Origin of the sequence: Bradyrhizobium sp. 62B (assembly GCF_030272265.2) — a bacterium.
GTDB lineage: Bacteria > Pseudomonadota > Alphaproteobacteria > Rhizobiales > Xanthobacteraceae > Bradyrhizobium.
On sequence record NZ_CP092842.1, the window covers coordinates 737,255 to 762,859 of the forward strand.

Genomic DNA, 25,605 nt, shown 5'->3' on the forward strand with positions numbered 1-25,605 from the left:
CACTCGCAGAACGTTGAGGCTGCCTGGTCGGTTATAGGGCGCAGTCGATCGTTTACAGGTGTTGAACACCTGCTGTACGTCGTTGGCCAACTCCTTGCATTCCACGGAAGCAAGCAGCGACGTTTGGTCACAAATCGAGCGTGCACCGATTGAAGCCATTTGAGCTCGCACGTTCGAGTGCGAGTGCGAGTGTCGCGTCAACGCGGCCTGCAGGTCGACGGCTACATCGGCTATCCAAAGCTGGCCGAACGTGGCGAGGTCGAGCTCACCTTCTGCAGGGTGCACATGCCGCGCAACTTGTACGAACTCGCGACAGCCGGCCCGCTCCGATCGCGAGCGAGGTGCTGAAGCACATCGCCGCATTCTAAGGCGCCGCATCGAGAAGGAGACCCCGTCGCAGCGCGAAGGAGCGTCGCCTCGTGCGGCAGCAGAAGAGCCGACCACTGGCTGATGTTCGAGGTATGGCTGCGCTAAGCTGACTCTCATTGACCAGAAGACCAAGCTTGCTGAGGCCATCCGCGACGCCCTCTCGCGCTGGAAAGGCTTGACGCGCTTCATTGATGAAGGCCGAATCGAACTGAACAACAAAACGGTCGAACGGTCAATCCGTGGCATTAGCTCAGTCGCAAAGAACGCGCTGTGTATAGCGCGACAATCAGGATGAGAGTCTCACCCTGATCGCCGCCGCGCAGGATCCGACGGCATCGGGAACACTTGGCGTCATCGCGTCTTCAACGACGCCGATCCGCTCGCCTAACGCCGACGTCGTGATCAGGATCGTGACGGGCATCCAAATCACGACATCGACGACTACTGCCCTGGTCCTGCCGCACTCAAGGCCTCAAAGCCGTGGCCTGAGAACAATGCTTGCACCGACGTGGCGTATATGTCGCTTGGTGCAATGGTCGTCACGTCTCGACTGTAATATTCACGCTAAAAAGGCCACGTCATGAATTCTGAGAGGACCTTTAGGGTCGTCCTCATTCGAGGCAGTCGAGATGAGTCACTATCAAGAAACCAGCGTGCGAGTCATATCGCGCGGACTGGGGTCCAACCTCCGCGCAGGGGAGACATAGTTGCTTGGCTCGCATACGCCTGCGCGAGATCTCCAAAAAAGCCAGCGAGATTGACTTTCATGCTCAGCGATTACTGTCGACGTATCAGAAAGGCCTCCGGCGGGCATGCCGGAGGCCTTCTTGGAGGTTAATTTCAAAGAGCCGTTCAGATTTCTCCTTCTAGTGGACAGAAAAACTCACCAGTTGCGCTGAGCGCGAAGCAGCAGCGCTAGGCTGTTCTGATCCTTCAGCTCATACGCAGCTCCAGGCTTGGCGATGCCTGCCTGAACCGGCAGCGTCACGGTGCTTCCGCTCGCATACTTCTGGTCGAGCATGACGTAGGCGAGCTCGGCCGAGAACGTCATGTTCTTGACGGGGCTCCAGCGCGTGGCGGTACCCACGACCGAGTAGTTGAAGTCGGGATTACAGCCACCGAAGCCGCTCGATAGCGCGAGCGTCGTTACAAAGGCGCCGCAGATATAGCCTTTAGCCGTGCTGTTGTACCGGACCGCACCGAAGCCGCCGAAGAGCGTGCTGTTCCAGTTTGCGTTCCAGTTGTGGGTATAACCGCCATTGAAGCCGTAAGTCGTTGTCAACTGCTGACCGGCACCAGCAACAAAAACGGAATCGGAGACCCCGGCAAGGCCTACGCTCTGGTAGGCTCCCGGCACTCCCGTACCGCTGTAAAGCGCGAAAGTGTAGGGCCCGTAAGGTTGGAAGTTGTACCCCGACGCTCCGTTGGTATACACGCCCTGGACGTTGATCGTATCACCAGCGCCGGTTGGGATGTTCTTGATTGACAAGGCAAGCTGTCCCGCCCAGCCCCATTTGTCGGCGGGGTGACCGGTCGTTTCGTCAACGCCATAGTAGCCAGCATGGTTATCATGCGCGGCGACTGACGCCTGGAAAAGACCCCAAGCCTGGTCAACTCGAAGCTGGGCAACGAGGTCTGGAGCCCGCACTCCGCCGATGTCGCCGGCACCGTACGAGCCCGAGGAGAGACCTGCAGCGGTTGCACCACTCACGTTCCAAATGTTGGTGGTGTTGCGGACTACCTGATCCTCAGCCGAGAAGCTGGCCGTGATGCCCTGCCCGAAATCCGCAGTGTAGGCAAACTGATTGACAGCCTCCCACCCGCCGCCGCCCGGCAAACCATCATAGCTGTTCGCCGGATAGTTGGTCCACGGAGAGGAGAACTGCGACTGCGCCCGACCGAACGTGAAACCGGCAAACTGAATGAACGCGTAATAGACGGAAAGCGAGCCACCGGAAATCGAACCGCTGCCGCTTCCGGCGGGATTGTTTCCGTTATACGCCGTAGCGCCGTTTACGGCAGTGCTCCCGGCGCCACCATATCCACCTGCGGTCCACGTAAAAGCCAACTCGGCATACGTTCGAACGACGCCGTATTCGGTCGCAGTGCGCGTGTCGACGCCAAGATCCAAACGGGACTGGGCAGTGTAAGAGTTGCTAAGGCGATTGTGCGCCCCACCGAGGCCGCCGGTGGGGGCGGCCCAGAGGCCCTGCGCACCTAGCGCAGTGGAGGCACGCACGTAACCACCCAGCTTGATGCAGGTGTCGGTTCCGGGGATGTAATAGAAGCCGGCGCCATACAGGGAGCAGATCTTCACGTACTCAATTGCCTTGGCCTTGACGGGAAGATCGGCGGCCTGAGCCCCCACGCCCGCAAACATTGCGGCAGAACCAAGAATTAGGCTCTTCATCAGTTTCATTGTTGAACCTCCAAGTTGGAAACGTCGTTTCCGTCCTTCAAAGATCCGCCCCTGCTAACCGCACCTACTCGGCGGGTGCTTGACGGACGACGTCGAGGCGCCCCCTCTCCGTCAGTCCAAGGTCTAATTCGTCAAATCAATTGCTTCAATTAATTAATAACGTGAAGCATAGTTTCGCAGGTCGCTGTGGCATTCCGGCTACAGTTCTCTTTTCTGAGTTCCGGACGAGCAAAAAAGAACCTCCAGGGGGCATCCCGGAGGTTCTCCTTGGAGATTTTTACATGATCGCTGAAGAGTCCCTTCAAGCAATCCGTGGGTAGTCCTACCAAAAACAATTGAACTAATCAATTGATTTTTTACATGGCGCCCTTGCCCCTCGGCGTCTTTTAGAGGCGACTGAACCTAGATACCTGTGAAGGGCAAAGTCACGTGGCGGCCTTCCGGACGTCGCTTGGTTTGGGCGGAACAACAACATGGCTGAAAAACCAACAATGGACAGGGCCGTCAGGGACTTCATCTGGAACGTTGTAGAGATTCACTCCCAACTTGAACAAATACATAAGAGCTGGGCGGAGCTCTTGGGTTTGACTGAGCCACAGTGGTTGATCCTCATGGCGATCGACGAACTCGATGAAGGTCGCGGTGTCTCGGGGATAGCGGTTGCAAGCAAACTCCGAATTCACCCTGCGTTCGTTACTAACCAAACGAAAAAGCTAGAAACGATGGAGTTTCTCGCGCGGGAGCCGTCTCCAGATGATGCAAGGTTCCTGCAAATGTCCCTGACTGAGAAGGCTCGTGCAGAAATCTCAAAGCTGTCGACCAAAAGGGAAGCTCTCAATTCAACGTTATTAGAGGGGCTGGACGAGGCGTCACTAGATTACCTCAACAAGCGGCTGACCTCGATCGCGAAGAATAGCCGATTGGCATCCCAAAAGCTGAGTATTGGCGTGTTGTAGACCCAACGGATGAGGACCGCAGCTTGCCGTTTCCCCTCTCGACCAAGATGGACGGCTTCACTGCAGCCGACGCCGGGTCGAGCCCGCACTAAAACCTTTTAGATTAGGAGCCATCGTTTGGACTTCTCTAGGCCGCATCGCTCCATCCATCCACTGAGCAACCATCCAAGCCCTGCACACAATCAATTTCGCGAACGAGGTACTGGAAAGGGTTTGCAATGAAGTGGGACTCCCGGCGACGATCCGGGTCGATCAAGGCAGCGAGTTCGTGTCGCGCGATCTTGACCTCTGGGCCTACCAGCGCGGCGTCACGCTGGACTTCTCACGACCCGGCAAGCCGACCGACAACGCCTTCATCGAAGCCTTCAACGGCCGCTTCCGGGCCGAATGCCTCAACACCCATTGGTTCCTGTCCCTTGCGGATGCCCGGCAAAAGGTGGAGACTTGGCGAAGATACTATAACGAAGAACGGCCCCACGGGGCGATCGGCAATCGGCCGCCGATTTTGCTGCAAAATCACGTCGGCGACACCAGCCCGCCAACGTGATCAGAGGCGCAAAACTCTAGTTCCGGGTGGTCCAAAGTTCGGTCTCGCTGCAAGAGGCGCAAAACTCTAGTTCCGGGTGGTCCAAAGTTCGGTCTCGCTGCAACAAAGCCCGAGACTCTAACTGCCACTGGATGAAAATTCAGTGGCAGGTCACAGCCAAGCTTGCTGGCCAGCACCTCACGTGTATTTTGCCGAGCAAGGGCCGGCTTATCCCGACCGCGGCCACGATGCAGGACTGAGTTGATCCTAGTATCTAATAGGCGGCGCGGCCAAAGAATAAGGTAATGACGGCTTTATGCCCCACACCGGCTCGTAGCGCCAGGCAGAAACCATCATCCTCCTGCTCTACTTCGCCGGTTTTGCGCGCGCCCATGAGGCATAATTTACTGGTGGCGATAACGGTTCTATCTACCTTGACGCGTCAGTGACTCAACGACCACCATCGGGTGTTACGTTCGCCGGAGGCAGCTTATACTTCGGATCTTCGAAATTGATCGCGAAATGAACCGGTTGCACTGAAACTCACGAGCGCAGGAAAGCTTGAGCTTCTGTCGATTAACGCAGAATTTCAGCAGTCACTTGTAAACATCAACGGAATTCGGCGTCCTCGATAATCCAATGTTGAGGACAAATGCAAGAAAATCGCGGTGTCTCTGCGGAGGCTGAGTTGTAGGGCAGGAGCGAAACGAATGACCGGGTCTCTTCGTAAGCTACCGGGTCTCTTCGTAAGCTTATGAATGAGCCCCGCACGCTTCTCTCGGGCGAATGATATTTGAATAGCCGACACATCCTCGGTGGCGAGGAGTCGGAGGATAGGCCTCGTTCGCGGCGATTGATGGAACTGAACTGATGCTGATTAGGCGCAGCATTTACCTGTCTAGACATCGGTGCGCCATCGCTGCTCTTCATCATTAAAGAGATAATATCGCGACAGCTCGGCGCGGTCCTTATCGAAATAACTAACGTCTTTATCCAATTTGCAGCGAGAATAGGACTCCGCATCATGAATAAGGGTGCTCACAACAACCGTGTGAATATGACCGATGCTGAATGGCAGGTCCGCTGCGACCTCGCTGCGATGTATCGGATGTGCGATCTCTACGGTTGGACCGATTCGATTTACACCCACCTATCGATTCGAGTGCCCGATGAGCCGCACTGCTTTCTAATCAACAATTACGGCGATCTGTTTAGCGAGGTTACTGCATCGAGCCTCGTCAAGATGGATCTCGAGGGCAACGTTTATACCGATAGTGGAGCATTCAACCCAGCAGGTCTAGTGATCCATAGCGGCATCTACAGGGCCAGGCCTGACGTAAACTGCGTGATTCACACGCATAGTCTTGCAGGGACGGGCGTTTCGACGCTGAAGAACGGATTGAGGCCCATCAGCCAAGACGTTCTCGAGATCTATGGTGAATTAGCTTATCATGAGTATGGTTCGATCCGTCGTGAGGAGGGAGATGCGCTAGGTTTGACCTCTCAGAATGGAGACTGTCTTATTCTGCGCAACCATGGCCTTCTCACAGTCGGTGCTACTCATCAAGCGGCGCTCCTCCGGATGTACCTACTCTCCCGCGCCTGCGAAGTCGAGGTCATTGCGCGCGGCTTGGGTGAAGAGCCGGCGGCTATCGTCCCCGGAGTGGTTGAGGAGTTCGTTAGACATGCCAAAATCCGACATGCCTCCTCCGAATGGGGCATGATTGAATGGCGCGCCGCGGTGCGCCAGATCGAAAATCGGAACACAGATTGGCGGCAGTAGCCGTCAAATGGAAAGACGATGACCAGCCTAAGCGCTGGATCTGTAGGCAAATGGGGGCAGCAAGTAGTGCGGCTTCGTACAGGCGTCGCTCTCTAGATCACGTTCCAGTCAAAGTTCGGCGGAAGTTTACTGGTTCGTGATCGCATTCGCGCGCTTGTAACAATTGTGTTTCGTCGATTTCGGCAACAAGTCATCTATCAGCGTTGACCTGCCACTGAAGTTTCATCCAGCGGCAGTTAGAGTCTCGGGGTTTTGTGCAGCGAGACCGAACTTTGGACCACCCGGAACTAGAGTTTTGCGCCTCTGATCACGTTGGCGGGCTGGTGTCGCCGACGTGATTTTGCAGCAAAATCGGCGGCCGATTGCCGATCGCCCCGTGGGGCCGTTCTTCGTTATAGTATCTTCGCCAAGTCTCCACCTTTTGCCGGGCATCCGCAAGGGACAGGAACCAATGGGTGTTGAGGCATTCGGCCCGGAAGCGGCCGTTGAAGGCTTCGATGAAGGCGTTGTCGGTCGGCTTGCCGGGTCGTGAGAAGTCCAGCGTGACGCCGCGCTGGTAGGCCCAGAGGTCAAGATCGCGCGACACGAACTCGCTGCCTTGATCGACCCGGATCGTCGCCGGGAGTCCCACTTCATTGCAAACCCTTTCCAGTACCTCCACGACATCGGTGCCGCGGAAGGCGAGCCGCGGCTCCAGTGCGGGCGAGAAGCGGGAGAAGATATCGACGATCGTGAGCACCCGGAGATTGCCGCCGGTGGCCAGCTGGTCATGAACGAAGTCCATCGCCCAGATCTCGTTGACCCGCGTCGCCGGCCGCCGGTCGTCGCGCAACTTGGCCTTGACCCGGCGCTTGGGCGATTTGTTGCGCAATTGCAGGCCCAATTCGCGATAGATGCGACGGGTCTTGTTCTGGCCGTGACGCCATCCCTCGCGGCGCAACAGCACATGGACGCGGCGATAGCCGTAGCGGATGCGAACATGGCAGATCTCCTTGATCCGAGCTTCGAGGGCCGCCTGGCCGGAGCGACGAGATTTGTAGTGATAGGTCGATCGATCGAACTCGAGGGCCTTACAAGCCTTGCGGATCGAGACCTGCCACTCCCCGCAAACCTCATCGACGAGCTTGCGCTTCCGACCAGGCTTCACAGCTTTCGGCGGATCACGTCCTGCAGCATCTCCTTGTCGAGCGATAGGTCCGCCACCAGCTTCTTCAGCTTGGCGTTCTCGTCCTCGAGCTGCTTCAACCGGCGCATCTCGGTCGGCAGCAGTCCGTCGTACTTTTTCTTCCAGTTGAAATAGGTCGCCTGGCTGATCCCGGATTTGCGGCAGATCTCCGCAACCGGGACCCCGTCGTTGCCCTGCTTCAGGATAAACGCCTTCTGGGCGTCCGAAAACTTCGAGGCCTTCATCGTCGTCCGCTCCTCCCAGCCGAGGGGATTCGGCAGCGCAAGACTCTAGCCAAAATTGGTCCAGTTTGCCGGCCTCAGATCAGCGTCGGCCGCTCGTCGAGGCGGCGAAGGAGGCATTCATCGAGACTACGCCGCGCCCCCGAAGGTGGCAGCCTTGTACTCGGGCTGCGCGACGGGGACTGCTCCACGGCTATTATTTTCCTCTTACTCGATCGAGGAGCGGCTAGCCTCGATCAAGATCCGGACGCAACCACCTAAATTCCGAAATAGGATTCGCTTGGTTCACGCGATCAGACATTTCGGGCGGGAAGTGCGGCTAAAGGGACCCAAATCGTAGGATTCGTGGGCTGAGCGCACAATTTCTGCATGCTGTCTTCAAATTCGGAGATTTCCAAAACGGTGCGGCTGTTAGAATCACGGTGCGCGCCTTCATGACTCTGCACCATGTATCGTTCCTTATCGTTCTAACTCTAATGGCACGGATCCCAGAAGATATGATTTCATTCGATCTGAAAGGCAAGACGGCTCTTGTGACCGGCGCGGCGAGTGGCCTCGGACTGGCCACGGCAAAGATGCTCGTTGAGTCTGGTGCGACTGTCGCTCTGAATTTCCTGCCCGACGATCCACGCGGACCGCAAGCCATCAAGGAACTGAACTCAGTCGGGAACGTGATCGCTGCGCCGGGCAATGTGGGAGACGCGGCCTCCGCTGAGGCCATGGTGTCTGACGCTCTGTCCGCGCTTGGCCGGCTGGATCTCCTGGTCAACAATGCTGGCACGCCGGGTGTGAGGCAGCCAATCCCAGTTGAGCGGCTCGATCTCATAACGGAAGAACTCTGGGCTACGTTGCTTGACGTCAACCTGCTAGGGGTCTTCCGGTGCAGCAAGGCCGCAGCGCCAGCTTTGAAGGCGTCAAACGGGTCGATTGTCAACGTCGCCTCGACGGCTTCATTCGACGGGCGTGGCAGCACGATCCCTTACGCTGCCGCAAAGACAGGCGTGGTCACCCTCACGAAGAACTTTGCGCGTGCGCTCGCTCCGGAGGTGCGAGTCAATGCCATTGCTCCGGGATTTATTGATAGCAACTGGATTGAATGGCCGGAAGAAGTCCGCCGCACGTCCGCTGAGTCGACGCTACTGAAACGTGTTGCTAAGCCGTCCGAGCTAGCAGAAGTGATTCTCTATCTTGGCTTCGGCGCAAACACGATCACCGGCTTTACGGTGTTGGCGGACAACGGCCTACTTCTTAACTGAAGTAGTCCTAACGGCCGGCAGGGGCCTGGTAAGTACGTAGCCACGCCAACCAATTCAAACTTATTGGGGCCAGGCGTGCCCAACGGTAACGGGCACGCCTGTGAAATGGTAGAGGTTTGAAGCGATAATCTGGCTTGGACAGAGCTGACTCATCAGATAGCGGTGCTTGTCTCGCCTAGGAAGGCACCGGCACATATGCAATCATCCTGAATGTGCCGCCGGACGCAGCGTAAGGCGAGACCTACCGGACGAAACGCATCTGCCTTCGAAGCGATTTCTGCGAATGCTGTTCGCGCAGGCTTGAGCACGGTCAGGAATGCGGCTTAGGCGAGTGAAACAGCGGCCACTTCGGGCTCGCGAGCGACTCCGTGCAGATCGCCACGCTTGGCGATCTGCACGACTGGTCGGCGAGTACTCGTATTCAGCGAAGCCGGATGCTTGCGCCGGCACGTTCCGGCCGCGGAAGCTCGGCATGAAGCAGCGCAAGTTTCATCACGCGCTCGCGCACATCGCCCTGCACTGGTCCGCTACGTCCGGTTCCGGCGGCGACGTGAAGGAGCATCTGCTCACCCGTGGCTGCCGGCGCCTTCTCGCCCTCACGCACAATCACGTAGAAGAGATGGAGACGCTTGTCATCGGCGCTGATGATCTGCGTATGCACCTGGACGCGGTCGCCAGCATGAAGCTCGCGCAGATGGGAGATATGGGTCTCGACCGTAAAGTAGCTGCCATACTTAGCGCGATACTCTGCGTCGATTCCGACGTGATGTAGGACGTTTTCGCTGCCCAAGCCGCAAAGAGAGAGGTAACGATTCTCAGTAATGTGGCCATTATAATCGACCCAGTCGGATGGCATCTGCACGGTCGGCGCCGCCAGAGGGCCGCGATCATTTGCAACCTGAGGCGCGCGCTTACGCAAGCTCTCTTCCCAAGCCGCGAGCGTCTCGCCTGCGCCATGGCCTTGTGACCGCAGTCCGCGCAAAACCGCTGCATAGCAGTCGTCGCGTTGCTGTTCGCGTTCGAAGCTTGAGATACCGTCCTCCCGAGCTTCTGCCTGTCGAGCCAGTTTGTTCAGAAACGTCTCGGTGAGCTCGGGGACGTCAGTGAGCTTGGTCCATGGCCACTTCAGCGTGGGCCCCCATTGCTCCATGAAGCGGCGCGTTCCCGCGCCGCCACCACCCACGCGGAAGGGGCCATTGATTGCCCGCCGGAGCCCAAAAGAATAGCGGATTGCGTCATCAACCTCCTGTACGGTGGCCACATCGTCGTGAACCAGCCATAGCGCTTCGCGCCACAGCGCTTCCTGCAACCGATTTGCGATAAAGCCGTCGATCTCTTTGCGCACCACCAGCGGATGCATCCCCAGAGCCTGGAAGATTGTCGCCGCGCGATTTAAGGCTGCGGGAGCAGTCCTCTCTCCGGCGCACAGTTCGACGAGCGGGAGCATGTACACTGGATAAAATGGGTGAGCGACAAGAAGGCGCTCAGCGTGTTTCATCTTTGCTTGCAGCAAAGATGGGCGCAAGCTCGAGGTCGAGGAGCAGATCAGGACATTCGGTGCCGTCACTTGATCGGCGGTGGCAAGCAACTCCTGTTTGAGCTCCAAATCTTCTGGCGCAGACTCCTGCACCAATTCCACCCCTTCAACTGCTGCCGCAACCGAATCTAAGATCGTCAACGTGCCCTCACGCGGCAGCGGAGCGAGCGTCAGCCGCCGAAATGCCCGACGCGCTCTTGCGACCTGCTCCTGAGCGCGATCGAGAGCGCCGGCCGCCGGATCGTGCAGCCGTACGTCAACCCCATTGAGGACAAATCTTGCGGCCCAACCGCCCCCGATCGCTCCACCGCCTAGCAGCGCGACCGCTTTGGGTAGCGCAGAAACGAACTCCGTCTTCACGCACATAGGGTTTAACCAGCTTTCAATGAGTGTTGAAACCGAACTTCTGACGGATTTCAGAAGGGCTCATGACTCGCACTCCCATCCTCTCGAGAATCTGAACCGCCGCTCCTACGAGCTCGGCGTTCGTCGCCAGCCGCCCTCGCGACAGATAAAGGTTGTCCTCCAATCCCACTCTCACATTTGCGCCCGCCAGCGCCGCCGCTGCGACATACGGAAGCTGCATCCGGCCGATTGAAAATGCGGAATAGATTGAGCCCGCCGGCAGGCCATTCACCATCGCCGTCAGCGTGGTCAAGTCTTCTCGCGCCCCATAAGGTATGCCCATGCAAAGCTGAATCAGTGGCCGCTTGATCAGCCCTTCCTTGACCAAATCGCGCGCAATCCACATGTGGCCGGTATCAAATACCTCCAGTTCGGGAAGAACTCCGATTTGCTGCAAGCGAGCCGCCATTTTTCGCAGCGTGGGTAAGGTGTTAATCATCACGTATTCGCCCGAACCGAAATTCATCGACCCGCAGTCCAACGTGCAGATTTCGGGACGTAGCTCTTCCACGTGCACCAGTCGCTCGAGGGCGCCGACCATGTCCGACCGTGGGTTCGGCGGCAGAGGGGCGTCGGGGCCACCCAAGATCAGGTCGCCGCCCACCCCTGTCGTAAGATTGATCACCGGATTGACATCTGAGTTCCGAATGCGATGCACGACCTCCCGATAAAGGGCCGGATCCCGCGATCCCTGCCGGGTCTGAGGATCACGTACGTGGATGTGGACCACTCCTGCTCCCGCTCGCGCCGCCTCGATCGCAGAGTTCGCGATCTGCTCCGGAGTCACCGGCACATGCGGACTACGTTCCACGTTTGATCCGCTACCTGTAACAGCACAGGTAATGAACACCTCAGAAATCATCTTACTCTTCTCCGTTCGTAGGAAGCACACTCGCTTTGCCTCGGTCTATTTCGGCGACACGCCCCATCAAGAGACTTAAGCCGAGTGATCTAGATTTATAATTCTGCGCGTGAGCGCGAAGAGCCGATATTTCTCTCGGGCTAGCAAGCCGGGTAGCCAACCGAAGACGGATGGGCCACCAGGTAGCATTGGCGCATTGGCCTAATAGGCCACGAAGTAGTGAGTATTCGTCGCCCGTAACTGGGGCGCTGACGATCGTGTGGATAGTGTTCATGCCCGCAACGCGAAACTGAACGGAAAATGGCCGCGATCTTCGGCAGGATCGGCGGGAGGTAGATCTCGCCTCCCGACGTTTTCCTTGGTTCTATTTTGCGAGCCAAGCATTGAAGCGCTGGCGGAGCTCGTCACCCTTATTTGCCCAGAAGGTGTTGTTGACCAAGAAAGCATTGGTCATATGATCGGGCGCATTCGGCAGATATGGCAGAATCGACGGGTCGACGAGCGAAATCGCATCCTTGTTAACGGGTGCTAAGGGGACGTAGCGCGTCAAATCAGCCTGGGCCTGAGGCGACGAGGCGAAGGCGAGAAACTTATAGGCATCGTCCAGCCGTGCTGAACCCTTTGGAACAACCCAGACTGCCGCGCCAAACCCCTGCCCATCCCAGACCGTTTCCAAATGCTTGCCGGCGGTTTTGTTAGCGTCATAGACCCTGTGGGTGGCCGTTTTGCCCATGGTGACTTCTCCATCGGCAATGATCTGAAGCGATTGGGCATTGGACTGCCACCAGATGACATCCTTCTTAATCGTATTGAGCTTCGCAAAGGCGCGATCGATCCCCTCGGGCGTGTTGAGGATTTTATAGATATCCTTGACCGAAACCCCATCGGCGATCAGCGCCCACTCGATGTTACCGAAGGGACTCTTGATCAGACCGCGCTTGCCAGGGAATTTGCGCAGGTCGAAGAAGTCGGCCATGGTCTTTGGACCATTGGGCAGCTTGTCTTTGTCATAAGCGATGGCGTGGGAATAGAGGTACTCCGGGACGGCGCACTCGTATTCCTCCGCGCCAGCTAACTTGGAGCGGTCGAGGCCGAGCTTCTTCCAATCAAGCGTCTCGACGGTACCTTCTGCACACATTTGCACAGCGGTGGTCGCGTCAGTCGAAACCACATCCCAACTGACAGTCTTGGACTCGACCATGGCCCGGATCTTCGCGACCTCGCCGTTATATTCTTCTTCAAGGACTTTGACCCCGGCGTGCTTGGCGAAGGGTTCGAAAAAGGCCTTGCGCTCAGCCGCTTGAGTGGCTCCTCCGAAGGAGGTAATCGTCAGCTGATCGCCGGCGAAGACGGCTTTAGTCGGCGCAAGGATTGCCGCCAGGCCAGTCAAAGCCAGAGTGCCGGCGACGATCAATGACTTCCTCATTCTACTCTCTCCCTGCTATGCCGATCCCATGAAGGGGGACGGCGTACCCATACTGCTCAGGTGAACTCGGCCGCTTGTCACGATGCGTCAAGCGCCCGGCAATCCTCAGTTTTCCAGCCGATGTTAATGCTCGTCCCGAGCTCCACCTGTGCCGCGCCTTCCAAATTCGGCACCTTGACGACGAATTCATCGTGCCCGCATACGGAGAGCCGGATGCGCACGTGGTCGCCCAGGTAAATCAACTCCATCACACGCGCGGCGAAGACATTGGGCAGTGAGCCCGTCACGGGGTTCAGCTTTACGCGCTCGGGCCGCAACGACAGCACAGTGGGCCTGCCGACCGCCTCGACATTGATGGCCAGCGCTTGCACCATGCCAACGCCCGGAATGTCCACCTTGCAGGTTGTGCCGTTCATCTCCGCGACCGTACCCTGCAGCTGGTTGTTCTCGCCGATGAACTGGGCAACGAAGGCGTTCTGCGGCTGCTCGTAGAGCTCAGCAGGTGCGGCGAGCTGCTGGATCACCCCGTCGTTGAACACCGCTATGCGGTCAGACATGGTCAATGCTTCGCCCTGATCATGCGTCACATAGACCACTGTGATGCCGAGATCCTCATGGATATGCTTGATCTCGAGCTGCATCTGCTCGCGCAGCTGCTTGTCTAGCGCTCCGAGCGGCTCATCCATAAGTACGAGCTTGGGATCGAAAACGAGCGCGCGCGCAAGCGCGACACGCTGCTGCTGGCCGCCGGAAAGTTGGCCAGGTCGCCGCTTGCCATATGCACCGAGCCGGACCATGTCGAGCGCCCGCTTGATCTTGGCCTCGGCCTCCGCTCTCCCCAACCTTCTAACCTTGAGGGGGAAAGCGAGGTTCTCTTCGACCGTCATGTGCGGAAACAGCGCGTAGTTTTGGAACACCATCCCAATGTCGCGCTTGTGTGGAGGCATGTTGTCGATGGATCGCCCCTCCAGAAGGATCGACCCATGGGTGGGCACCTCAAAGCCAGCAAGCATCATGAGGGTCGTTGTCTTGCCGGAGCCGGAAGGCCCCAACATCGTCAGAAACTCACCCCGTCCGATTTCCAAATTCAGCTTCTTAACGACGAGCGTTTCCCCGTCATAGGTCTTCTGGACGTTGGAAAACTTGACGTACGCATCACGCGTAGCCGGCGTGGATCGCTCTTCCCACTGGCGCCCTCCACCCACCGCCGCATCGCCAACTACAAAATCACGAATTGCCGCCTCCTGAACGCCTCGACGACGCAGCGGAGGGTACGTCCGCATGAAGCTTCCGCGGCCGCTCAAGTGACTCATAAAACTCCTCCCGCCGCGCCTTTCTCAGCTCCGCGACTGAGTCGACAAAGCCTTCTTCTTTCACGCAAATATTATCGGGGGCATCGGCTGAATTTCCCCCATGTGGCGCATCAGCGAGTCGAAATCCTGCATTCGATGCCAAAATGCGAAGCTTTTGTGTACGCCAATCGAAATTGACGATAGGTAAGGTGATTCCGACATGAAGCTCGCGCCCAACACCGCAATCGATGGGTCCATCAACGGCGTCGTCGCCATGCACGCGATCGCGTTGCGACCGTGCGCTATGTGGACGACTTCGCCAAGGATTTTCGAGAGCACAATGGAGCATGCCATCAAAAAGATGGCGGGGAACATGCGCTCACAACTACGCACGGCTCCGTCCCGATGCACCTAAACCGATGTGGTCGGCGGCTTAGAAAATAATATGCGTCGCCAGCGCCCAGTATACGCCGCTGATCATCAACGGTGACTTCTAATCGTCCGCTGATGATAACTCCACCTTCCTCACCAGCGTGGACCAGCTTGACTCTTCCGGTATCGGATCCTGGGGAATAAAATTCTTTCAGAATCTGGACCGAGCGGCCAGCACTACTATTACCGATCTGAAGGTAGGAAATCCCGCCTTTGCCGATTTCCGTTAGGTCATTGTTTCGAAAGAAAATCTGTTCCTTGCCTTCTTCTGTCCGCGAAAAAAACTCTGCCAAGCTAATCGGAATGGCATCCAAAATGCGCTTTAGCGCTCCAACAGATGGATTAGTCTGCCCTGATTCGATCAAGGATATGGTCGAGTTGACGATCTTGGCTCTCTTTGCAAGTTCGCGCTGCGACAATCGACTGCGCTGCCGGATTTGGCGCAGGCGAGCACCGATCTCTTCGTTGACGCCATCTCGAAGCATGCGAGCACAACCGTTAAGTACTGCGGATGCCACGTAGCCGCTCCGATCGCCGGCGCAACAGTTCCACAGTGGTAAGCATGAGAATGGAGAAAAGGATTAGCACGCTAGCGGCGGCAGTGATGGTTGGACTGATTTCCTCGCGGATTCCAGAAAACATAACTTTCGGCAAGGTACGTTGGTCGGCGCTCGCAACGAAAAGAGCGACGACAACCTCATCGAACGAGGTGAGAAACGCGAAGAGCGAACCTGAAATCATGCCTGGAAGTATGAGCGGCATGATAATCTTAACGAATACTGTGGTTGGCCGCGCGCCAAGTCCCGCCGCGGCGCGTGTAAGCGACTCGTCGAAGCCCGTCAGCGTCGCTGTCACGGTGATGACGACGAAGGGGGCCGCTAGCGTAGTATGGGCCAATATTAGACCTGTATATGAGTTCAGCAGCCCGACGTCCGCATAAAAGAAATACATCCCGACAGCAGTAATCACGACTGGCACGACCATGGGCGAAATTAGTACCGTCATAACCGCTGCTCGCCACGGAAAGCTGCGCCGACTGAGGCCGAGCGCGGCTAGCGTGCCGAGGAGGGTCGCGAGTAACGTAACCGAGACTGCGACGAAGATCGAATTTTGCAGCGCACCCTGCCAGCGAGCCGTGAAGAAGAACTCCTCGTACCAACGCAGGGATACACCTGGCATCGGATAGCTAAAGAACGGTACAGAATTGAAGGAAAGCGGGATGATTGCCAGAATTGGCGCTATAAGGAACAACAGCACGGCCCCGCAGATCAGACGGTGCAGATAATACCAACCCCGCTCCAACGGAGATGCATAAGCAGCAGCGGGCATCGTTCTATCCCATCTTGACGCGGTCGACGCCGACCAGCTTGTTGAAGATATAATAGAGCACCAACGTCACGGTGAGGAGGATGGCGCCAAGAGCTGAGGCCATACCCCAATTAAGCTCCTCATTTGTATAATGAGCCACAAAATAGCTTATCATCTGATCAGCCGGCCCCCCGACCAGCGCTGGGGTGATGTAGTAACCCAGGCACAGAATGAACGTGAGCAGACAGCCAGCCGCGATGCCCGGTAGTGTTTGCGGCAAGTAAACCTTCCAAAAAGCATAAAACTGCCCGGCACCGAGCGAACGGGCGGCGCGTACATAGCTGGGCGAGATCGTCTTCATCACGCTGTAGATCGGCAGGATCGTGAACGGCAGCTGAATATGTGTCATGGCTATGATTGTCCCGACTCGATTAAAAATAAGTTCGGCGGGATGCGATATGAGATGCAATGTCATCAGCGCGTCGTTGACTAGCCCATGCCTCTGTAGGAGTACAACCCAGGCTGCTGTACGTACTAGCACAGAAGTCCAGAACGGTAGCACGACCATGATCATCAGCAGATTGCTAGACCTAACCGGCAAGGTCGCTAAGAGATAGGCAACGGGAAATCCCAGCAAGAGTGTAGCGGCGGTTACGGTAATGCTGATAGCAAGTGTTCGTGCGAAGGCGTCGCGGAAGATAGCATTGTCAGGTGGCGAGGCGACGATTTGGCTATCCGGCCCGTACTGGAAATCTAATGAGCGCAGAAGATAGTACGCTGTGTAGCGTGAGGTGCCGCGCTTCAAGAGACTCCAGACGTCGTGCCGCCCCCAGAAAGAGTTGATGTCAATGAGCGCGGACTTGTAAGGGCCAGCGGCAAGCTCACGCACCTTGCGAGAACTCGACGTGACATTGCTGATGGCCCCCGGCAACTCAAAGTTTATCCGTTTACCGATTTGGGCCGCGGTCTTCTGCGCCCACGCCTCTTTCAAGTCGCTTGCAAGTGCAGCATAGACCGCCTCATCTGGTAGGTCCTTGCCGTTCCACCCCCTCAGCTCCGCCATCGTGCGCGGCATCAACGTTGCAAGCGTGTTATCGTGCACAGCGTTAAACATCATCCGTCCGATCGGTAGAACAAAGCCAATCAGGATAAACAGGAGCAGCGGCAGCACGAGGGTGAAGGCCTTCAGCTTGCGCCGACGCTCGACCCGTTGCAGCCCGCCTCGCAGCGGCAGACCGTGAAGACTGCCATCGATATGGGCGACTGTCATCCCGATGGCCTCCTGTTTCTCAACTCGTTCTGTTGCGAGGAGGGTCGTAGCCCCTCCTCGCAGATCTTCTTCAATTTTCATTTCGCGAGCCAAGCGTTGAAGCGCTGGCGGAGCTCGTCGCCTTTGTTCGCCCAGAAGATGTTGTTGACCAATAAAGCATTGGTCATATGGTCGGGCGCAGTGGGCAGATATGGCAGGACAGTCGTGTCAACGAGCGAAATCGCATCCTTATTAGCCGGCGCTAAGGGGATATACTTCGTTAGGCCGGCTTGGGCCTGAGGCGAAGCGGCGAAGGCGAGGAACTTATAAGCATCGGCAAGCCGTGGGGTACCCTTTGGAATAACCCAGACTCCCGACCCAAACCCCTGACCATCCCACATGATTTCGAAATGCTTGCCGGCTTTCTTGTTGGCGTCATAGATCCTGTGTGTTGGGACTTTGTCCATGACGACCTCACCGTCGGCGAGGAGCTGAATCGCCTGGGCATTGGACTGCCACCAGATGACATCCTTTTTAATTGTATCGAGCTTGGCAAAAGCACGGTCGACCCCCTCGGGCGTGTCGAGGATTCTATAGACATCCTTCACGGGAATCCCATCGGCGATCAGCGCCCACTCGAGATTGCCAAAGGGGCTTTTAATCAGACCGCGCTTGCCAGGGAATTTGCGCAGGTCAAAGAAGTCGGCCATGGTCTGCGGACCGTTGGGCAGTTTGTCCTTGTCATAAGCGACAGCATGGGAATAAAGGTACCCTGGCACGGCACACTCATACTGGTCCATGAACTTGGAGCGGTCGAGGCCGAGCTGCTTCCAATCAATTGTCTCGACGGTACCTTCTGCACACATTTGCAGAGCCGTTGACCCATCGGTGTCGACGACATCCCAACTCACGCTCTTGGAGTCAACCATGGCCCGGATTTTCGCGACCTCACCGTTGTATTCTTCTTCCGAAATATTCACGCCCGCCCGCTTGGCGTAGGGCTCAAAATAGGCCTTGCGCAGGGCCGCCTGATAAGCTCCTCCGAAGGAGGTAATCGTCAGCTGATCGCCGGCGAAGACGGCTTTAGTCGGCGCAAGGATTGCCGCCAGGCCAGTCAAAGCCAGAGTGCCGGCGACGATCAATGACTTCCTCATTCTACTCTCTCCCTGCTATGCCGATCCCATGAAGGGGGACGGCGTACCCATACTGCTCAGGTGAACTCGGCCGCTTGTCACGATGCGTCAAGCGCCCGGCAATCCTCAGTTTTCCAGCCGATGTTAATGCTCGTCCCGAGCTCCACCTGTGCCGCGCCTTCCAAATTCGGCACCTTGACGACGAATTCATCGTGCCCGCATACGGAGAGCCGGATGCGCACGTGGTCGCCCAGGTAAATCAACTCCATCACACGCGCGGCGAAGACATTGGGCAGTGAGCCCGTCACGGGGTTCAGCTTTACGCGCTCGGGCCGCAACGACAGCACAGTGGGCCTGCCGACCGCCTCGACATTGATGGCCAGCGCTTGCACCATGCCAACGCCCGGAATGTCCACCTTGCAGGTTGTGCCGTTCATCTCCGCGACCGTACCCTGCAGCTGGTTGTTCTCGCCGATGAACTGGGCAACGAAGGCGTTCTGCGGCTGCTCGTAGAGCTCAGCAGGTGCGGCGAGCTGCTGGATCACCCCGTCGTTGAACACCGCTATGCGGTCAGACATGGTCAATGCTTCGCCCTGATCATGCGTCACATAGACCACTGTGATGCCGAGATCCTCATGGATATGCTTGATCTCGAGCTGCATCTGCTCGCGCAGCTGCTTGTCTAGCGCTCCGAGCGGCTCATCCATAAGTACGAGCTTGGGATCGAAAACGAGCGCGCGCGCAAGCGCGACACGCTGCTGCTGGCCGCCGGAAAGTTGGCCAGGTCGCCGCTTGCCATATGCACCGAGCCGGACCATGTCGAGCGCCCGCTTGATCTTGGCCTCGGCCTCCGCTCTCCCCAACCTTCTAACCTTGAGGGGGAAAGCGAGGTTCTCTTCGACCGTCATGTGCGGAAACAGCGCGTAGTTTTGGAACACCATCCCAATGTCGCGCTTGTGTGGAGGCATGTTGTCGATGGATCGCCCCTCCAGAAGGATCGACCCATGGGTGGGCACCTCAAAGCCAGCAAGCATCATGAGGGTCGTTGTCTTGCCGGAGCCGGAAGGCCCCAACATCGTCAGAAACTCACCCCGTCCGATTTCCAAATTCAGCTTCTTAACGACGAGCGTTTCCCCGTCATAGGTCTTCTGGACGTTGGAAAACTTGACGTACGCATCACGCGTAGCCGGCGTGGATCGCTCTTCCCACTGGCGCCCTCCACCCACCGCCGCATCGCCAACTACAAAATCACGAATTGCCGCCTCCTGAACGCCTCGACGACGCAGCGGAGGGTACGTCCGCATGAAGCTTCCGCGGCCGCTCAAGTGACTCATAAAACTCCTCCCGCCGCGCCTTTCTCAGCTCCGCGACTGAGTCGACAAAGCCTTCTTCTTTCACGCAAATATTATCGGGGGCATCGGCTGAATTTCCCCCATGTGGCGCATCAGCGAGTCGAAATCCTGCATTCGATGCCAAAATGCGAAGCTTTTGTGTACGCCAATCGAAATTGACGTAGGCAAGGTGATTCCGAGATGGAGCTCGCGCCCGCCCGATTAGTCCCTTCGCCCGAGCTCCTGCACAAACGACCGTTCGGTCACGAACAACGGCTCCTTACCCGTCCTAAGCTGCCGCGCAAAACGTCGCGCTTAGTGCGTTTCCGCGAGCGATACCGAGCATGTTCCAACGGAATCTATTTGGCCGTAAGTAGCCTCCCGAAGAACTACCCTCGGACGACGACTCGTGGGCAGCGACGCTCCCAACTTTATCGGCCGCCGTGACGTTAATGATCTCAACGGTCGTCTTTCGCTTCGATATCTCAGTTGGGTCCTAGCCGTTAAAGCGAGTGAAAGCCGGTCTCCTCAGAGTGCGGGCTCGTCATAGCTTAGAAAGCGGCCGATTCGATCATTCAGCTGCGCCGCCGCCTGCGGCTCCGCTTCCGAGGCCACCAGATGGCCGCTAGGGAACGGAAGGCGAATGAGTTCACTTCGCTCGATCTGCTCCGCCGCCCAGATGCCTGACTCGACGGGATTGTAGAGATCAAGCGAGGGCACAGCGACAAGGGTACGAGCTCGAATTGACGCCAGTGCCTTTTGTGTGTCGCCGCCGAAACCGGTCGACGCGCCGACATCGTGCGCATCATACGCGTAGGATTGGTAGATCCAGTCGAGTGGATCAGATTTCTGCGCCGCCATTGAGCGCGTGCACGCAGCAAGCCACGCCAGTGCGTCCTTATTAACATCCTGGTTAGCCGCGACGTCTGCAGCAAGCCGCGATGGCGAGCGCGCGAGCACGGACATCAGGGCTACCCACGTCTCCCAGCGAGCTTCAGCTGTTGGCAGTTCGCGCGCGTTCGTGAGAGCGAGGCGCCCGGCGTGGTTGATTGCTTGCGACCATGGCGCAGTCTTCGCCATCGGGACGAGCGCGACGAGGGATCGAGCGAAATCCGGATAGGACACGCCCCACTGTAGCGCCTGCATACCACCCATCGATGCTCCAACGATCGCGGCTACAGCGCCGATGCCTAGGTGCGAAGCGAGAACGCGTTGGCTCGCTACCATGTCGCGGATCGTAAAGCGCGGAAAGCGCTCGCCCGGCTGTGTCTGCGAATTCGATGGCGAGCTTGACAGCCCGTTGCCCAATGCATCGATCACGACGATAGTGAAGCGCGAAGGATCAAGCGCCCTCCCCGCACCGATCAGAAAATCAAGCCTATGGTGCGTGCTTCCGATCGAGCAGAGGCCGAAGATCACCGGTCGCGAGGAATTGTCAAGTGAACCGTGGACGACATACGAGATCCTCAGATCGTCGATTACTTCGCCCGATTCGAGCGCAAGGCATCCGAGCGAAGCGACGTGATGCGGCGCATCTATCCAACCCGGCGCAAGAGGCGGATGCGCCATCGTCAGAACTCAATCACAGCCCGAATGTCCTCGCCTGCGGAGAGACGCGACAGCCCAATATTGACATCTTTAAGCGCTATGGTCGACGTGACGTACTCATCGAGCTTGAGCGAACCGTCGAGATACGCATTTGCGAGCCATGGAAAATCGCTCCACGGATCGGCACCACCGTAGCTTGATCGCACGATGCGTTTCTCGCCCATCAGCGACCCCCAACGGAACGCCAACTCTTCGTTCGTGGGTAGCTTGCCAAGCCACACGACTTGTCCGCCGAGTCGCACCATTTCGGCGCTCGCACGAAACGCCGCGCGAGTGCCAGCGGCTTCGATCACACAATCTGCTCCGCGTCCATGTGTGAGAGTCAAATGTGAGGCAACAAGCGAATCGTCGGCGACCAGCGTATGCGTCGCGCCAACGACCGCGGCCAGATCGAGCTTTTCACGCTGTCTATCGATTGCGATTACGCGTGATGCACCTGCCAGCCGCGCACCTTGAACTGCTGACAAACCCACTGCACCGCAGCCGATCACCGTCACTGTGGCGCCCTTCTCAATTTGTGCAATATGCATCGCAGCGCCGACGCCGGTCATCACGCCGCATCCAAGTAAACACGCGCGGTTGAAGGGAATCTCATTCGGCACTTTGACAGCGCAACGCTCTTCGACGACGCACACTTCGGAAAAGGTGCCCAAATATGCCAACTGATGCACTGGCGCACCACATTCGCTCTCTAGACGATGACGGCCGTCAAAGTGATACGACTTCGCGGCATTTGCTCGATATGATTCGCACAAGATTGGTTGACGACGCGCGCAATAGAAGCACTCGCCACAGTGAGGATTCCACGACATTACGACATGGTCTCCGATCTGAACTCTTGTGACCGACCTGCCAATCCACTCGACAACACCTGCAGCCTCATGTCCTGGGACTATTGGCAACGGCACACCAAGATTGCCTTCGACCCCTTCCAGATCGGTGTGGCAGAGGCTCGTCGCCCGCACCCGGACGAGCACGTCGGTGTCGGCGAGCTGGGTGAGGCCGAGTGTTTCGATCTTGAGCGGCGCTCGAAACTCAGACAGGACGGCGGCTTTAAATTTCAAGGGATTTCTTTCGATATTGGAGCACGATTTGAGCCACTAACCGCAACCGATCGTGAAGCCGCCGGTGGCGGCCTATTCAGGACGCCCTATGCAGCCGATACGCCACACACAATATGCGGTACATCGGTGCAAAAAAACGCAAAGTCGTCAGTAGTTCGCAGAATTCCTGCATGTCGTCCAAGGTCTCTGCTGTTGCGACGTTGTGCATGAGCAGCATGTCGCTTAGAAGAGCTAACAACGCGTTTGCTGCCTGTCCCTCCGTCGAGGACGCGAAGAGCGAGAAGACTGCTAGGACGAGGCGTAACGATAAACGCATTTGCCGATATTGAAGCTGAACTTAGGAAGACCGGCTGAGCCGGCCCAATCGACTTCGGTGCGCTAAGACAGCAAGGATTTGAGATTCGTTGCTGGAGTTGAGAGTGCTTCAACGTTTGGCGCAAGCCCCCTGTCGATCATCATCTCGGCGAAACGGATCTCCCTGGCGATCGCGGGCAGACTGCCAAAGCCGCAGGCGGCAACAATGCGTCCGTCATTGGCCAGATAGAAAATGACCAAACCGTTCGGGCCGAGATCTCTTACAACTGCGATGTCTTGCTCCCGATGTAAACCAACAACCTGAAGCGTTTGATCATACTGATCGGACCAAAACCAGGGGATCTTCTCGTAAGGGCTGTTCGCGCCCAACATGTTGGCCGCCGCCGCCGCCCCCTGCTGCTGCGCGCTTCGCCACGCCTCCAGTCTTATCCTTTCATTGTAGAGGCGATGCGGGAATGAACAGCAGTCGCCGGCCCCAAAGATGTCTGGATCTGACGTGGCTAAGAGCTCGTCTAACGCAATCCCATTGTTAATAGCCAATCCGGCCGTTCGCGCTAGTTCAACATTCGGTACTGCACCGATCCCCACAATAACGAGATCTGCGAGATGTGCGCGTCCGTTGGTCAAGATGACCTTCGATCGGCCTTCAATCGCGTCGACACGCTCGATTGTGGTACCGATCTCTAGGCGCACGCCTGAGCGCTCATGCTTAGCTTTGATCAGTTCGGCCAGAGGCGCTGGGACGGCCCGCGCCAAAAGCCGCGGGCCAGCTTCAATCACCGTTACTGAAGCGCCTCTCGACACCGCGCTGGCAGCTACCTCGAGTCCAATGAATCCCCCGCCGACGACGACAACTTCGGAACCTTGGTCGATCGCCCGTCTGATGAACAACGCATCGTCATACGTGCGAAGCGTTGTTATCCGAGTTCCTTGAGCGATCAAGTTGCTCGCCGGCCTGGCGCGTGCCCCGGTGGTCAGCAGGAGTCGCTCGTAAGCCAGTCGCCCACCGTCCGCGAGTCGGACGATATGCGCAGCTCGATCTATTGCGACAACCTCGCGGCCTTGAATATATTCAATATCTAGCTCTCCGAGGCGCTCCGATGTCATAAGCGTCTTGGGTCCAGGCTCAACCTCTTCTGTCAAGGTCGCCTTGGACAGCGGTGGCCGCTCATACGGCAACATCGCCTCATGACCAATCAGGACTACCCGACCCCGCCACCCTTCCGCGCGAAGGGACTGCGCGGCGACGGAGCCGGCTATACCGGCTCCGACTATCATCATCGTAGCTTCGTTGCTCATGGGGTTACACCAAGATAAACGAGCATCGCGTGTCACAAGGCATCTGGTCGACCACGCTCCTGATTGGAGGCTTGATCAAAACGTGCTCTGGGCTGCCACCAGTTACAGCGCAAGTACGCACTGCCTTGAGACGAATCCGACGTCCCTTGTCGGTCCACTTAAATTTTGATGAAAACCGAGTTATTCTCAACTTTAACATCATAGCTGCGCAAATCGATGCATACCGGTAGCGCACATGCCTCGCCAGTTCGATAGTCGAAGGTCCCGAAGTGTTTCGGGCATTCGATTATATGGCCGTCGACAATGCCGCCGGCGAGATGAACCTTTTCGTGAGAGCAGTTTCCATCTATTGCGTGGAACGTTCCCTCTGGCGAACGAACAATTACGAAGGTGCGCCCGCCGTAGTCGAAACGCAACGCCTCTTCGCGCGCGATGGCGTCGACGGCACAGGCAGCCACCCACTCCCCTGTCATAGTCAATGCGGTTTCCTTTGTGGTCTAGTTAACGGCCGACCTCCGGGCTGACGCAACTTGCAATCAGTAGCTGGAGCCAGCTGCCTGGGCGCCAAGACACGTCCATCCGACCGAAGCTTAAGGTGACACGGCCGAAATGTGTTTCTTTGCCTTGCTCGCCCTAAGGCGCTTGAACAACAGCTCGTCAGCTTCAGGCGATCCATCGTGAGCTGTACCAAACCATTCATCGAACGGAATCGTTCGGTCGCTATAGTTCACCTCGAAGAGTTTGTGATGCAAATAATGGAAATAGTTGTCGCTTGGAATAGTCTGCTCACCAACAGCCACCAGCTTATGAAAGCCGACGTGAGTTTTTGCAGGCGACAGCGCCGCATTCATCAGTTCATATATTGCGTGCAAAGGATGTGACGGTACCACAAAGTGGATCAGAACGTTCGTGAAGTATATGATGTGCTCAAATGTGTGCATCGACAGACCAGACCACGGGCCTGGATTGACATTGTTGTGATGCACCTTGTGGATGATGTTATACAACGGGCCTACATGAATTAGGCGGTGTATGAAATAAAAATGGGTCTCGCGCCATAACGGGATCAGGACAAGGATAGCAAAGAAGTAGATCGGGTGCTCAACGAAACCAACGTATGGAACATATCCGTTGGCGAAGAGCCACCATGTGAGGACTTCATAGGCAGTCAAGACCGGAACCCCGCTGCACATTGTCCAAAACACATTCTCCGCGGTCTGGTTGCCGAACAGGAATGTCGGATTGCCAACATCAGGCCATTTGATGTTGTATTTGAAATCGGTCCCTTGCCGCCTCTGAATGTAGAGCAAGGCATGGAAGGTGCCATAGACCAGGAGCACCAATCCAGCATTGCGCGCCAAAATGAACGAAATCCAGCCGACACTAAACTGTCGCATCATCTCCAGCGGAGGCGTGAGATAGTACCAAACCCCCAGCGTGATCAAGAAATAGACAGTCTGCCAAGGCCACAGGTATCCCGGGAAGCCGAACAGGAAACGCAACCAAACCCACGGCCTAGTCGGTTGGGTATAAATCGACAGCCGCAGCGGCCAATTGCTCGGTTTCCAATAGCCGCGCTTGTCGCGCGTACCATACAAGGCGTCGTTCACTTTCTTCTCCATTCCCGC

At 57.2% G+C, this 25,605-nt stretch carries 21 protein-coding genes and 1 pseudogene; 6 read left to right on the top strand and 16 right to left on the bottom strand.

Annotated features, from left to right (window positions below; translation table 11 throughout):
- Nucleotides 1-189 precede the first annotated feature (189 nt).
- Complete coding sequence (locus ML401_RS38310) at nucleotides 190-348, top strand: transposase (protein ID WP_376717428.1); 159 nt, start codon at nucleotides 190-192, stop codon at nucleotides 346-348.
- Nucleotides 349-544: 196 nt separating this feature from the next.
- Nucleotides 545-664 carry a transposase gene (locus ML401_RS38315; protein ID WP_285812992.1) on the top strand — a complete coding sequence of 40 codons (120 nt, stop codon included), beginning with the start codon at nucleotides 545-547 and terminating at the stop codon, nucleotides 662-664.
- Nucleotides 665-1,252: 588 nt separating this feature from the next.
- Here ML401_RS38315 and ML401_RS38320 read toward each other — a convergent pair.
- Nucleotides 1,253-2,788 carry a porin gene (locus tag ML401_RS38320; protein ID WP_285812993.1) on the bottom strand — a complete coding sequence of 512 codons (1,536 nt, stop codon included), beginning with the start codon at nucleotides 2,786-2,788 and terminating at the stop codon, nucleotides 1,253-1,255.
- A gap of 473 nt (nucleotides 2,789-3,261) precedes the next feature.
- Between ML401_RS38320 and ML401_RS38325 the strand changes: the two genes are divergently transcribed.
- From ML401_RS38325 to ML401_RS38335, 3 genes and pseudogenes are all read left to right on the top strand, one after another.
- Nucleotides 3,262-3,744, top strand: coding sequence for a MarR family winged helix-turn-helix transcriptional regulator (locus ML401_RS38325; protein WP_285812994.1), 483 nt, complete (start codon nucleotides 3,262-3,264; stop codon nucleotides 3,742-3,744).
- 202 nt (nucleotides 3,745-3,946) lie between these two features.
- Nucleotides 3,947-4,291: pseudogene (locus ML401_RS38330) on the top strand (integrase core domain-containing protein); the annotation flags it as partial.
- A 1,003-nt stretch (nucleotides 4,292-5,294) separates the two neighbouring features.
- Nucleotides 5,295-6,053: a class II aldolase/adducin family protein gene (locus ML401_RS38335; protein WP_285812995.1), complete on the top strand. Its 759-nt coding sequence runs from the start codon at nucleotides 5,295-5,297 to the stop codon at nucleotides 6,051-6,053.
- A 307-nt stretch (nucleotides 6,054-6,360) separates the two neighbouring features.
- On the opposite strand, the gene ML401_RS38340 is transcribed toward ML401_RS38335, so the two are convergent.
- Nucleotides 6,361-7,463, bottom strand: a protein-coding gene (locus ML401_RS38340) for an IS3 family transposase (RefSeq protein ID WP_285812996.1) whose coding sequence is annotated in 2 segments (ribosomal slippage) — nucleotides 6,361-7,202 and nucleotides 7,202-7,463 — 1,104 coding nt in all. Because the reading frame shifts where the segments join, the coding sequence is not laid out codon by codon here.
- A gap of 494 nt (nucleotides 7,464-7,957) precedes the next feature.
- Between ML401_RS38340 and ML401_RS38345 the strand changes: the two genes are divergently transcribed.
- On the top strand, nucleotides 7,958-8,716 hold the full coding sequence (locus tag ML401_RS38345; RefSeq protein WP_285812997.1) for an SDR family NAD(P)-dependent oxidoreductase: 759 nt from the start codon (nucleotides 7,958-7,960) through the stop codon (nucleotides 8,714-8,716).
- 421 nt (nucleotides 8,717-9,137) lie between these two features.
- On the opposite strand, the gene ML401_RS38350 is transcribed toward ML401_RS38345, so the two are convergent.
- From ML401_RS38350 to ML401_RS38415, 14 genes are all read right to left on the bottom strand, one after another.
- Complete coding sequence (locus ML401_RS38350; protein ID WP_285812998.1) at nucleotides 9,138-10,619, bottom strand: 3-hydroxyacyl-CoA dehydrogenase NAD-binding domain-containing protein; 1,482 nt, start codon at nucleotides 10,617-10,619, stop codon at nucleotides 9,138-9,140.
- Nucleotides 10,620-10,635: 16 nt separating this feature from the next.
- Nucleotides 10,636-11,520: a 3-keto-5-aminohexanoate cleavage protein gene (locus ML401_RS38355; RefSeq protein ID WP_285812999.1), complete on the bottom strand. Its 885-nt coding sequence runs from the start codon at nucleotides 11,518-11,520 to the stop codon at nucleotides 10,636-10,638.
- A 364-nt stretch (nucleotides 11,521-11,884) separates the two neighbouring features.
- Nucleotides 11,885-12,946 carry a polyamine ABC transporter substrate-binding protein gene (locus ML401_RS38360; protein ID WP_285813000.1) on the bottom strand — a complete coding sequence of 354 codons (1,062 nt, stop codon included), beginning with the start codon at nucleotides 12,944-12,946 and terminating at the stop codon, nucleotides 11,885-11,887.
- Nucleotides 12,947-13,023: 77 nt separating this feature from the next.
- Nucleotides 13,024-14,259 (bottom strand): ABC transporter ATP-binding protein, encoded by a 1,236-nt coding sequence (locus ML401_RS38365; protein WP_285813001.1) that lies wholly within the window; start codon nucleotides 14,257-14,259, stop codon nucleotides 13,024-13,026.
- Between the two features lie 332 nt (nucleotides 14,260-14,591).
- A complete protein-coding gene (locus ML401_RS38370) occupies nucleotides 14,592-15,155 on the bottom strand; it encodes a cupin domain-containing protein (protein WP_285813401.1) in 564 nt (187 codons plus the stop codon).
- Between the two features lie 13 nt (nucleotides 15,156-15,168).
- Nucleotides 15,169-15,999 (bottom strand): ABC transporter permease, encoded by an 831-nt coding sequence (locus ML401_RS38375; protein ID WP_285813002.1) that lies wholly within the window; start codon nucleotides 15,997-15,999, stop codon nucleotides 15,169-15,171.
- A 4-nt stretch (nucleotides 16,000-16,003) separates the two neighbouring features.
- A complete protein-coding gene (locus ML401_RS38380) occupies nucleotides 16,004-17,248 on the bottom strand; it encodes an ABC transporter permease (protein ID WP_285813402.1) in 1,245 nt (414 codons plus the stop codon).
- A gap of 77 nt (nucleotides 17,249-17,325) precedes the next feature.
- Nucleotides 17,326-18,381, bottom strand: a complete 1,056-nt coding sequence (locus tag ML401_RS38385; protein WP_285813003.1) for an ABC transporter substrate-binding protein — start codon at nucleotides 18,379-18,381, stop codon at nucleotides 17,326-17,328.
- Nucleotides 18,382-18,458: 77 nt separating this feature from the next.
- Entirely contained in the window at nucleotides 18,459-19,694 is a 1,236-nt protein-coding gene (locus ML401_RS38390; RefSeq protein WP_285813001.1) for an ABC transporter ATP-binding protein, read from the bottom strand.
- 525 nt (nucleotides 19,695-20,219) lie between these two features.
- On the bottom strand, nucleotides 20,220-21,260 hold the full coding sequence (locus tag ML401_RS38395; RefSeq protein ID WP_285813004.1) for an alpha/beta fold hydrolase: 1,041 nt from the start codon (nucleotides 21,258-21,260) through the stop codon (nucleotides 20,220-20,222).
- A gap of 2 nt (nucleotides 21,261-21,262) precedes the next feature.
- Nucleotides 21,263-22,363, bottom strand: coding sequence for a zinc-binding dehydrogenase (locus ML401_RS38400; RefSeq protein ID WP_285813005.1), 1,101 nt, complete (start codon nucleotides 22,361-22,363; stop codon nucleotides 21,263-21,265).
- A gap of 378 nt (nucleotides 22,364-22,741) precedes the next feature.
- Nucleotides 22,742-23,977 carry an NAD(P)/FAD-dependent oxidoreductase gene (locus ML401_RS38405; protein ID WP_285813006.1) on the bottom strand — a complete coding sequence of 412 codons (1,236 nt, stop codon included), beginning with the start codon at nucleotides 23,975-23,977 and terminating at the stop codon, nucleotides 22,742-22,744.
- Between the two features lie 158 nt (nucleotides 23,978-24,135).
- The gene (locus ML401_RS38410; RefSeq protein ID WP_285813403.1) at nucleotides 24,136-24,450 is read right to left on the bottom strand and encodes a Rieske 2Fe-2S domain-containing protein; all 315 of its coding nucleotides are present in this window, start codon (nucleotides 24,448-24,450) and stop codon (nucleotides 24,136-24,138) included.
- Nucleotides 24,451-24,567: 117 nt separating this feature from the next.
- A complete protein-coding gene (locus tag ML401_RS38415) occupies nucleotides 24,568-25,587 on the bottom strand; it encodes a sterol desaturase family protein (protein ID WP_285813007.1) in 1,020 nt (339 codons plus the stop codon).
- Nucleotides 25,588-25,605: the final 18 nt, after the last annotated feature.

Coding starts and splice junctions, on each gene's coding strand:
- ML401_RS38390 (WP_285813001.1), bottom strand. CDS start 19,694: ATGAGTCACTTGAGCGGCCGCGGAAGCTTCATGCGGACGTACCCTCCG.
- ML401_RS38370 (WP_285813401.1), bottom strand. CDS start 15,155: ATGCTTCGAGATGGCGTCAACGAAGAGATCGGTGCTCGCCTGCGCCAA.
- ML401_RS38325 (WP_285812994.1), top strand. CDS start 3,262: ATGGCTGAAAAACCAACAATGGACAGGGCCGTCAGGGACTTCATCTGG.
- ML401_RS38405 (WP_285813006.1), bottom strand. CDS start 23,977: ATGAGCAACGAAGCTACGATGATGATAGTCGGAGCCGGTATAGCCGGC.
- ML401_RS38345 (WP_285812997.1), top strand. CDS start 7,958: ATGATTTCATTCGATCTGAAAGGCAAGACGGCTCTTGTGACCGGCGCG.
- ML401_RS38335 (WP_285812995.1), top strand. CDS start 5,295: ATGAATAAGGGTGCTCACAACAACCGTGTGAATATGACCGATGCTGAA.
- ML401_RS38375 (WP_285813002.1), bottom strand. CDS start 15,999: ATGCCCGCTGCTGCTTATGCATCTCCGTTGGAGCGGGGTTGGTATTAT.
- ML401_RS38410 (WP_285813403.1), bottom strand. CDS start 24,450: ATGACAGGGGAGTGGGTGGCTGCCTGTGCCGTCGACGCCATCGCGCGC.
- ML401_RS38350 (WP_285812998.1), bottom strand. CDS start 10,619: ATGTGCGTGAAGACGGAGTTCGTTTCTGCGCTACCCAAAGCGGTCGCG.
- ML401_RS38385 (WP_285813003.1), bottom strand. CDS start 18,381: ATGAGGAAGTCATTGATCGTCGCCGGCACTCTGGCTTTGACTGGCCTG.
- ML401_RS38395 (WP_285813004.1), bottom strand. CDS start 21,260: ATGGCGCATCCGCCTCTTGCGCCGGGTTGGATAGATGCGCCGCATCAC.
- ML401_RS38380 (WP_285813402.1), bottom strand. CDS start 17,248: ATGACAGTCGCCCATATCGATGGCAGTCTTCACGGTCTGCCGCTGCGA.
- ML401_RS38320 (WP_285812993.1), bottom strand. CDS start 2,788: ATGAAACTGATGAAGAGCCTAATTCTTGGTTCTGCCGCAATGTTTGCG.
- ML401_RS38365 (WP_285813001.1), bottom strand. CDS start 14,259: ATGAGTCACTTGAGCGGCCGCGGAAGCTTCATGCGGACGTACCCTCCG.
- ML401_RS38360 (WP_285813000.1), bottom strand. CDS start 12,946: ATGAGGAAGTCATTGATCGTCGCCGGCACTCTGGCTTTGACTGGCCTG.
- ML401_RS38355 (WP_285812999.1), bottom strand. CDS start 11,520: ATGATTTCTGAGGTGTTCATTACCTGTGCTGTTACAGGTAGCGGATCA.